Annotated in this window: 7 protein-coding genes and 2 pseudogenes; 7 read left to right on the top strand and 2 right to left on the bottom strand. The window is 61.0% G+C overall.

Going from position 1 to position 10,196, the window contains the following annotated elements:
* Window positions 1-308 precede the first annotated feature (308 nt).
* A pseudogene (locus CCD76_RS18235) lies at window positions 309-477 on the top strand (4Fe-4S dicluster domain-containing protein); the annotation flags it as partial.
* Between the two features lie 13 nt (window positions 478-490).
* On the opposite strand, the gene CCD76_RS18230 reads toward CCD76_RS18235, so the two are convergent.
* Window positions 491-1,153 carry a response regulator transcription factor gene (locus CCD76_RS18230; RefSeq protein WP_256961378.1) on the bottom strand — a complete coding sequence of 221 codons (663 nt, stop codon included), beginning with the start codon at window positions 1,151-1,153 and terminating at the stop codon, window positions 491-493.
* 25 nt (window positions 1,154-1,178) lie between these two features.
* Window positions 1,179-2,999 (bottom strand): PAS domain-containing sensor histidine kinase, encoded by a 1,821-nt coding sequence (locus CCD76_RS18225; protein ID WP_231664751.1) that lies wholly within the window; start codon window positions 2,997-2,999, stop codon window positions 1,179-1,181.
* A 282-nt stretch (window positions 3,000-3,281) separates the two neighbouring features.
* On the opposite strand from CCD76_RS18225, the gene CCD76_RS18220 reads away from it, so the two are divergent.
* The 6 genes and pseudogenes from CCD76_RS18220 to CCD76_RS20485 all read left to right on the top strand — a co-directional run.
* Complete coding sequence (locus tag CCD76_RS18220; protein ID WP_087720954.1) at window positions 3,282-5,075, top strand: acyl-CoA dehydrogenase; 1,794 nt, start codon at window positions 3,282-3,284, stop codon at window positions 5,073-5,075.
* Between the two features lie 80 nt (window positions 5,076-5,155).
* Window positions 5,156-6,550, top strand: coding sequence for a solute carrier family 23 protein (locus tag CCD76_RS18215; protein WP_087720953.1), 1,395 nt, complete (start codon window positions 5,156-5,158; stop codon window positions 6,548-6,550).
* An 85-nt stretch (window positions 6,551-6,635) separates the two neighbouring features.
* Entirely contained in the window at window positions 6,636-8,285 is a 1,650-nt protein-coding gene (locus CCD76_RS18210) for an acyl-CoA synthetase (RefSeq protein WP_087720952.1), read from the top strand.
* Between the two features lie 76 nt (window positions 8,286-8,361).
* Window positions 8,362-9,210, top strand: coding sequence for a 3-hydroxybutyryl-CoA dehydrogenase (locus CCD76_RS18205; RefSeq protein ID WP_087720951.1), 849 nt, complete (start codon window positions 8,362-8,364; stop codon window positions 9,208-9,210).
* Window positions 9,211-9,289: 79 nt separating this feature from the next.
* Window positions 9,290-10,063: an electron transfer flavoprotein subunit beta/FixA family protein gene (locus tag CCD76_RS18200; protein WP_087720950.1), complete on the top strand. Its 774-nt coding sequence runs from the start codon at window positions 9,290-9,292 to the stop codon at window positions 10,061-10,063.
* 14 nt (window positions 10,064-10,077) lie between these two features.
* A pseudogene (locus CCD76_RS20485) lies at window positions 10,078-10,196 on the top strand (electron transfer flavoprotein subunit alpha/FixB family protein); the annotation flags it as partial.

The raw sequence follows: 10,196 nt of genomic DNA, 5'->3' as shown, positions 1-10,196 counted from the left end.
AGGCGCCGATCTTCCAGGTCGCGGACTATGGCTTAGTGGGCGACCTGTTCGAGGCCGTGCCCGAGCTCGAGGGCAAGCTGTAAGCGGACGATGATGTTGACCACCGGCGCTTCGAGGACGTTGGCTAAGGGCTCCTTTCGCCAAGTCCCGGCGGTTCAACCGTAGGCCGGGGGCTGCGTACCTTGCCCGCGGGGGCCATCTTGGTCCGGTGGGTTTCGCTTCCCTCAACCCGCCCTACTTGGTTCCTTCCGGTTGTCGATGGACCACGGCGGCGCCGGGCCCTCGGGCCTGGCGGCCGCCTGATGCAGCAGGCGGCCGAGGGCGAGCGGATCGACTACCCCAAGCCCGACCTTCAACAATCCCTCCTCGGTGTTCCTGTCCAACACCAATCACGAGGAAGACCAGCCCTGCCACCTCAGGCTCAGCGATCCCAAGCTGCCGATCCGCGACAACCTGCCCAACTATGACGAACCGGCAAACTCTTGAGTTCCTACTCTTCCCCCTTCTCTTTTGGCATAACTTCGACCAACCCTAATGCCACCGCCATCCTGACCAGTTCGGCAAGGTTTTCGGCACCTAAGGCGCGCATGGTCCGAAGCCGGTAGACCTCCACGGTCTTGGCACTGATGTCCAGGTGCTCTGCAATCTCACGGCTGGTCATGCCCTCGGCAACGTGGCGCAGAATCTGTTGTTCCTTCGGCCGCAGCTCGGCGAAACGGGCGACAAGTTCGTCGTGCCGCCGTTGTGCCAGGCGTTGATGCTGGTTCAAGGCCAAGGCCTGTTGTATGCAGTCGATCAACTGCTGGTGGTTGAAGGGTTTCTCGATAAAGTCGAAGGCGCCGGCCTTGAGCGCTTGCACCGCCATGGGGACGTCACCGTGACCCGTCATGAAGATCACCGGGGCGACATCACCACGCTCTCGTAACTGCTGCTGCACCTGTAGGCCGCTCAAGCCGGGCATACGTACGTCCAGCAGGATCGCCGCGTGATGGACATCATTGGCCTCGAGCAGGGCTTCGCCGGTGGGGTAAGCAGCGGTCTCGAGTCCCACGGATCGGAGTAGCCAGATCAGCGAATCACGTAACGCTTCGTCGTCATCCACTACTGCGACCAACGACCGGTCGGCTGCGTCCGGGGTCAGGTTCGCTTCCACCAACGTTCTCTCCTCGGTCGCTGCCTCAAGATCCCCCAAGTGTACCGTTAATGCCGTCGCGGCAGGAAGTTGAAGCCTTGGGCAGAGCCACAACGAAGCGTGCCCCCGCCTGGTAGCTGTCGTCGATAAACAGCTTGCCCCCCATGGTCTCGATCAGTGAACGGCTGATGGCGAGTCCCATTCCCAGCCCTTCCGGCTTGGTGGAGTAGAAGGTAGTGAAGGCGGCGGCGGCGGCTTCCGGTGTGAGACCGGGCCCCTGATCGGTAACCGAGAAGGCGAGCTCACCTGGCCCCGACTGCCAGCTTTCCAAGCGCACATGGCGCGCATCAGGGGTGTCGCAGCTGGCATCCAGGGCATTGAGCAGTAGGTTGACGACCACCTGTTCGAGTGCCGTCGCATCGGCCATCACGGGGGGGAGCCCAGGAGAGCTCACGATATCGATCTCGATCCGCTTCGCCCTGAACTGCCATTCGCAGAGATGGCAGGCGCTGTCTAGCACCTCTTCGAGCGCAACCGGCCCTGGACGAATTTGTCCTTTGCGCACGAAGTTGCGAATGTGCCGCAGTCGCTCGGCGAGTCGCTGCACCTGATCGTTGAGACGGCTGAGGGGCTCCTCCAGCGCCAAGGCGGGTAAGCCCGGGCGGGCACGAAGCTGCATCAGCACGCCACTCGCATAATTGGCAATGGCGCCCAACGGTTGATTGAGTTCATGTGCGATGTTGGAGGCCAGCTCACCGGTGGCGGCCAGCCGATTGGCATGGGCGATCTGCTGCTGGTGGATGCGAGCCTGGTCTTCCGCCTTCTTGCGTAGGCCGATGTCGCGGTTGAGTAGTGATAGATGGTCCTGCGCTGACCCTGGCCCTGGCCCTCGGTGGGAGATAACCACGGTCAGCACTGGCACCGGCCCTCTGGGAGAGCGCATCTCCAACTCACCACTCCAGGCCCCCTGACGAGAAGCGGCGGTAAACGCTGTCTGGCGCAGCCGTCGTAATGACTCTTCCTGATAAGCCTGGTTGAGCTGAATTTCGCTTTCCTGGCTGGAAAGCTGCAACAGATAGCGTGCCGCCTCATTGGAATAAAACACTTTTTCGCTGTCGTCGACGAACAGCACATAATCGGTCGTGGATTCCACCACGCGTGCCAGGCGCTCACGGGTCGCCTCAGCATGGATGCGCCGACTCACATCCCGCGAGACGCAGAGAATATCGATCAGCTCACCCGTCAGCGGATCGCGGTGGGTGCGGCTGGTGGTCTCAAACCATACATAGTGGCCATCCTTTGCCCGGAATCGGTAGGTCTGCTGATAGAAACCGCTGTCGTGGTAGATGCGTGGCGACTTGTTGAGCATGGCGGTCAAGTCGTCGGGATGGAACATGTCGTAGGCCGAGGCACCGATGAGTTCCTCGGGCTCGTAGCCCAGCAGCGTTTTCGCCGCCCTGGAGGCATACAAGAAGGTCCCGTCCTTGGCATGACGCGAAATCAGGTCGGTCGTACTTTCGGCCAGCTCTCGGTACCGATCCCTGTCTTTGGTCAGACGAACGATGATGGCATGTTCCTCGCTCAGCACTTCAGCGATCCATAGGCAGTGTCGTGGATCGAGTGGCGTCGGTCGCCAGCGGAGAGCGTGCATCCCACGGATCCATTCCAGGCCATGGCTCAGGCGGGCTGTAGAGAGTGGCTTGAAGGCACCGGAGGGGAGCAGATCCTCGGTCGTCAAGCCGAGTTCGGCGGATAGTCGTTCGGCCTGAGGATTAGCAAAGCTTACCTGTCCCTTGTGTTTCCCGGCGATGGCGACCACGACCACGACCACGGGAAGCGGGATGTCGACATAGGGGCGGTAATCCATGGGACTCCTGGCGCGTATTGCAGGGGGAGCCTGCAAGAGCAGGCGCGTTGATTGACGTACCGACCAAGCAGTCGAAGGGCTGCCTCTCATCTGCCCCAGGCCGGGTAAAGGGGATATGACAGCTCATTCTCAGGTCCTCGTGCCGTGGAGCGCAACACCCGCGCCGTCTCCACACCTTCCTGGGCTTTCCCCTTTAGTCTAGCTACGACCTTTGAGGCATTGCCAATAAAAAGTAGTGAAAACACTATAGGTGTTGGTAAATACATATCTCAAGGTAGTGCCATGACGGTTTACAACCCCCCTATCCGAGACACGCGTTTCGTGCTCGAAGAATTGCTGGAAAGCCGGTCTTTGACGTTGCCGGCCTTCACAGAGACCACGCCCGACCTGGTGGAAGCGGTGCTGGAAGAGGCGGGGCGACTGGCCAGCCAGGTCTGGGCGCCGCTCAATCAGATCGGTGATAGGCAAGGTTGCCGGCTCGAGGGCTGTGAGGTGCAAACCCCTCAAGGCTTTGCCGAGGCCTATCAAGCCTTCGTCGCTGGCGGTTGGAATGGCATCGGCTGCAGCGCCGAGCTGGGGGGGCAGGGGTTGCCAGAGGTGGTAGCCAGCGCGGTACAGGAGTATTGGCACGCTGCCAACATGGCCCTCGCCTTGTGCCCCATGCTAACCGCCGGTGCCATCGAAGCTCTCTCCCATCATGGCGACGATGCCCTGCGATCACGCTACCTGGAGAAGCTGGTAGAGGGGGGCTGGACCGGCACCATGAACCTGACCGAGCCACAGGCCGGCTCCGATCTATCGCAGGTCCGTACCAAGGCAGTGGCCGAGGGTGATCATTTCCGGCTCACTGGCCAGAAGATCTTCATCACCTGGGGCGAGCATGACTGCGCCGAGAACATTCTCCACTTGGTGCTGGCTCGCACCCCCGATGCCGCGGAAGGCAACAAGGGGATCTCGTTGTTTCTGGTGCCCAAGTTTCTGGTCGACGAAGACGGCAACCTCGGCGAGCGTAATGACGTGGTGTGTACGTCGTTGGAGCACAAGCTGGGTATCCACGGTTCTCCCACCTGCACGCTGAGCTTCGGTGACCGGGAAGGGGCCATCGGCTATCTGGTCGGCGAGCCAGGGCGCGGGTTGAACCATATGTTCACCATGATGAACGAGGCGCGCCACAAGGTGGGCATTCAAGCCATTGGCGTGGCTGAACGCGCCTATCAACAGGCCGTCGCCTATGCTGCCGAGCGTGTCCAGGGGCGGGTACCTCAAGCCCGGGGGGGAGGTCCGGCAACCCTGGTCCAGCACCTCGAGGTGCGTCGCACCTTGCTGTCGATGCGCTCGCGCATAGAAGCCCTGCGTGCCCTGGCGCTGTTCACGGCGGGCGAAACAGATCGTGCTCGCCAGGCAGAGGATGGTATTGCTCGCGAGCAAGCCGAGATGCGAGTCGATCTGCTGACACCGATTGTCAAGGGCTTCTCGACCGAGCAAGTCGTGGAGATCGCCTCGCTGGGCATTCAGGTGCATGGCGGCATGGGCTATGTGGAGGAGACCGGTGCCGCGCAACTGCTGCGCGATGCCCGGATAACCACGATCTACGAAGGTACGACCGGCATGCAGGCGCTGGATCTGGCCGGGCGAAAACTGTTGCGTGACAGTGGCACTGCTCTAGCGGAGATCATCGATGAGGTCGAGGCGACATCCAGTGAACTGGAGGCTTCTACTACATTGGCGACGCTTGGGCAGGCTCTCCGGGCAGGCGCGGCGGATCTACGCCGAGGCATGGCGCTGGTGCTCGAGCAAGGTAGGCATCCCGACCAAGGGCCGGATGCCATTCAGGCGTTCGCCACCCCCTTTCTGTATCTCACGGGGCACGTGCTGTGTGCGTGGCTGATGGGACGTTCAGCACTCAAGGCGCAGATGGCGCTGCACGATACCCCCCCTGATAGTGCCTTCTATCGCATGAAGCTCTCCAGTGCCGACTTCGCCTTACGCCACTGGCTGCCACTGGGGCGTGCCCAGCTGGCAGTGATCGAGGCGGGGGTATCGACACTCGGTGAGCTGGATAGCGAAGCGCTGTAGTCGAAGTCAGCGTCGATAAGACGTGTCTTCACAATCACAATCACAATCAGCCATCTAGAGATGGATGGCAGGAGACTTCCATGCAACTCAACAAGCGCCGGCATGGTGAAGAGCAGCCTTACTGGCCCGCAGGTCCCTTCAAGATTCGTTTGCCCTTTATCCATTACCGCTGGGAAGCGGCTGAGATGATCCAGGGGCTGATCATGTTTGTGGTCAGCCTGGCAATGATTCCGCTACTCGAGCAGTATTTGGGGCTACCCTATGATGTTGCACTGGGCTTCGTGGTGGTCTGCGGTATCGGTTTCATGCTGCCGGCCCTGATGGGAGTGCCACTGGTGCCAGGCTGGATCACTCCGGCGGTGCCCATCGTGCTGGTGTTTCTCGGCAACTTCGAGCCGGGCCCTGAAGCCATTCGGGCCCTATTCGCGCTGCAGTTCCTGGTGTTTCTGATTTTCTTTCTGCTAGGGGTGACGGGCTTGGGCGCTAAGCTGGTTCATCTGGTGCCAAACTCTCTGCAGGCAGGAATTATCGTGGGAGCCGGTATCGCAGCGATTACCGGCGAGATCCAGGAGGGCGGTAGGCTTTCCAACACTCCGATCTCTCTCACTTTAGGTTCGCTATTGGCTATATTCTTACTATTTTCTCTAGCCTTTAGAGGCTGGGTAGAGCGCCATGCCATCGCTAAAAGAATCGCCAATTATGGCATCGTGCCGGGGATGATAGCTGCTATCGTGATCGCCTGGTCGATCGGCGAATATCCTCTTCCAGCTATCGAATGGGGCATCACTCAGCCGAACTTCGCTGAAATGTGGCACTACCTCCCCTTCGTGGTGGGGTTCCCCAGTCTGGATGTTTTCATGCTGGCCGTGCCCACGGCAGTGATCGCCTACGTCATTGCCTTTGGTGATATCGTCGTCGGCCGCACCTTGATGTCTCGGGTGGACCACCTTCGTCCCGATGAGAAGATCGACTACAGTACCGACCGGGTACACCATGTAACCGCCCTGCGTAACCTGATCCATGCCTTTCTTGCTCCTTATCCGGGTCTGGCCGGACCGATCTGGACGGCAGTCACCGCTACTATGGCCGAGCGCTACAAATATGGACGCACGGCGATGGATTCCATCTTCAGCGGTGGAGGAACTTTCTGGATCACCGGCTTTGTTGCCCTCTTCACCCTGCCCCTGGTCAGCCTGTTCCAGCCGGTACTCCCCATCGCGCTGTCGCTGACCCTGATCCTGACCGGCTATATCTGCCTGATGGTGGGAATGGAGCAGGCCCATAGCACGGCCGAGCGGGGTGTGGCCGGCACCATGGCGGTAGTGCTGGCGGTCTATGGTGCCGGCTGGGGGCTGGCCGCTGGCTGCATCCTCTATTATCTGGTGGAAAAACAGAACCTTTTTGGGTTCGAAGCCAAAGCGCCTCTCCATAATGAGGCTGATGATGAGCCGGTCAAGGCCACGAGTCACCAATAGCCTGCTGGTAACGTAACGAGACCACGCCAGGCCATAATACGCATAACTGACTAATTGCTGCGGACAGCAATGAGTGGAGTCGAGCATGAAAGATCAAGCGGATAATATATTCGAGCAGGGTTTGCCCAGAACCCAGGCCAACCATGTGGCACTATCGCCGTTGACCTTTATCGAGCGAAGTGCCCAGATTTATCCCGATTATCCGGCAGTCGTGTATGGTGAGCTGCGTCGCAACTGGGGAGAGACATGGGAGCGTTGCCGGCGACTGGCCTCGGCACTGGAAGCACGTGGTGTTCGTCACGGCGATACGGTAGCGACAATGTTGCCCAATGTGCCGGCAATGTTCGAGGCCCACTTCGGCGTGCCGCTGGCAGGCTGTGTACTCAACACCTTGAACATCCGTCTCGATGCCGAGGCTATCGCCTTCATGCTCGAGCATGGTGAGGCGAAAGCGATCCTGGTGGATCCAGAATTCGCTTCAGTCATCGAGGAAGCTGTTTCAAGGCTCGATGATAAGCCGCTGGTGATCGATGTGGCCGATGCATCGTTCGAGGGAGAGGCGAGTTCAGTCGGTGTCGTTGAGTATGAAGCACTGCTTGCTGAGGGCGACCCGGACTATGACTATCGTCTTCCCGATGACGAATGGCAGGCGATTTCGCTCAACTACACTTCGGGCACCACAGGCAACCCCAAGGGTGTAGTCTATCACCACCGGGGGGCCTACCTGAATGCGATCAGCAACATCCTCGAATGGCACATGCGGCCGCACCCGGTCTATCTTTGGACCTTGCCGATGTTTCACTGTAATGGCTGGTGCTTCCCGTGGACGATAGCGGCCAACACCGGTGTCAATGTTTGTCTTCGTCGAGTAGAGCCGGCCAAGGTAATGGCCTTGTTGCATGATGAGAAGGTCAGCCACTTCAGCGGCGCTCCCATCGTGTTGAATGGCTTGGTCAACCTACCTGAGTCACAACGTCGTGCCTTGAAACATCCGGTCAAGGCCACCACCGCCGGGGCTGCACCGCCGGCATCCGTTATCGCCGGGGTCGAGGCCCTGGGTATCGAAGTCACGCATGTCTATGGCCTCACGGAGGTGTATGGCCCGGTGACGGTCTGTGCCTGGCGCAAGGCCTGGGACGAGCTTCCTCTGGAGGAGCGGGCCAGACTCAAGTCTCGTCAGGGGGTGCGTGGTCATATGCTTGAGACTTTGTGTGTGGCAGACAGTGAGACACTGGCTCCCGTTCCCAAGGACGGTGAGACCATCGGCGAGATCCTGATGCGTGGCAACAATGTCATGAAAGGATATCTCAAGAATCCCGAGGCCACCCAGGAAGCACTGTCCGGTGGCTGGTACCATACCGGCGACCTCGCGGTATGGCACGCCGATGGCTATATCGAGATCAAGGATCGCCTGCAGGACATCATTATCTCAGGAGGAGAGAACATCTCCACCGTGGAAGTGGAAGATGTTCTTTATGCCCATCCTGCCGTGGAAGAAGCCGCCGTGGTGGCCAGGCCTCACGAGAAATGGGGAGAGACCCCATGCGCCTTCATCAAGCTCAAGGCGGGTCATGACGAGGTAAGCGAACAAGCCATCATCGACCATTGCCGAGCGCGGCTGGCCCATTTCAAGGCTCCCAAGACAGTCATTTTCACTGACTTGCCCAAGACCTCGACCGGTAAGGTTCAGAAGTTCGTATTGCGCGAGCTGGCCCGTCAGGAGTCGGGTTGCTGACGCTGAGATAGCCTTCGTATCCGACATCGCATGCATAGCATCGGCCCATGACTTCACGACAGAGGAGATCCAACACATGAGCAAGCAGGCCATCGGCGTCGTCGGCGCCGGCACCATGGGCCAGGGCATCGCCCAGGTGGCGCTGACCGCCGGTCGCGAGGTGCGCCTCTACGACGTCGCCGAGGCGCCGCTGGCGCGGGCCCAGGCGGAGATAGAGAAGGGCCTGACCAAGCTGGTGGACAAGGGCAAACTGACCGCCGAGGCAGGTGATGCCGCCCTGGCGCGGCTCGCGCCGACCACCTCGCTGGAGGCGCTGGCCGACTGCGAGGTGATCCTCGAGGCGGCGCCCGAGCGGCCCGATCTCAAGGAGTCGCTGTTCCGCGACCTGTCGCGGCTGTCCCCCGAGGCAATCCTCGCCTCCAACACCTCCTCGCTGTCGCTGACCCGGCTGGCCGCGGTCAGCGAACGTCCCGAACGCGTGGTGGGCATGCACTTCTTCAACCCGGTGCCGGTGCTGGGGCTGGTGGAGGTGATCCGCGCCGAGCAGACCGCGGATGCCACCGTGGCCAAGATCGAGGCGCTGGCCGAGGAACTGGGCAAGACGGCGGTGGCGATCGCCGACTCGCCGGGGTTCGCGGTCAATCGCCTGCTGGTGCCGATGATCAACGAGGCGGCCTTCCTGCTGCAGGAGGGGGCGGCTAGCGCCGAGGACATCGACCGCGCCATGCAACTGGGCGCCGCCCATCCCATGGGCCCGCTGGCCCTGGCCGACCTGATTGGCCTGGACGTCTGCCTGGCGATCATGGAGGTGCTGCAGGATGGCTTCGGCGATCCCAAGTACCGGCCTTGCCCGCTGCTCAAGCGGTTGGTGGCGGCCGGTCACCTGGGCCGCAAGAGCGGGCGCGGCTTCCACGTCTATGCCTGAGCGCTACCGTTCGCGACATGAAATCTCGTAACTTGCCTATTCGTTGTTTTTTCTATCAAACGAGTATTAGGGGGAATTTATGAAAATCCTCGTCGCGGTCAAACGCGTCATCGACTACAACGTCAAGATCCGGGTCAAGCCGGATCACTCCGACGTCGATCTCAGCAACGTCAAGATGGCCATGAACCCCTTCTGCGAGATCGCCGTGGAAGAGGCGGTGCGGCTCAAGGAAAAAGGCGTGGCCACCGAGGTGGTCGCGGTCACCGTCGGCCCCAAGGCCGCCCAGGAGCAGCTGCGCACCGCCCTGGCCTTGGGCGCCGACCGTGCCATCCATGTTGATACGTCAGCCGAGACCGACGCGCGCGTCGAGTCGCTGGGCGCGGCCAAGGCGCTGGCCAAGGTGGTCGAGGCCGAGCAGCCGGACCTGGTGATCCTCGGCAAGCAGGCCATCGACAGCGACAACAACCAGACCGGCCAGATGCTCGCCGCCCTGACCGGCCGCCCCCAGGGCACCTTCGCCTCCGACATCAGCGTCGAGGCTGAAGGTGATGAGAAGCGCCTCAAGGTGACCCGCGAGATCGACGGCGGCCTGCAGACCCTGTCGCTCGCGCTGCCGGCCATCGTCACCACCGACCTGCGCCTGAACGAGCCGCGCTACGCCAAGCTGCCCGACATCATGAAGGCCAAGAAGAAGCCGCTGGACGTCAAGACCCCGGAGGAGCTCGGCGTCGAGGTTGCCACGCGCTTCACCCTGGTCAAGATCGAGCCGCCGGCCGAGCGCCAGGGCGGCGTCAAGGTGGGCTCCGTCGATGAGCTGGTGGACAAACTCAAGAACGAAGCCAAAGTGCTTTGAAAGGAGCTGATCGCATGAGCATTCTGGTCCTTGCCGAATATCACGATGGAGAACTGGGCTCGGCCACCGCCCACGTGGTCGCCGCGGCGCAACATATTGTCGAGGAGAGCGGCGGCGATATCGAGGTGCTGGT

It is taken from the genome of Salinicola salarius, from assembly GCF_002179555.1.
Taxonomy (GTDB): domain Bacteria; phylum Pseudomonadota; class Gammaproteobacteria; order Pseudomonadales; family Halomonadaceae; genus Salinicola; species Salinicola salarius_A.
This window is presented reverse-complemented; position numbering and strand designations above follow the sequence as displayed.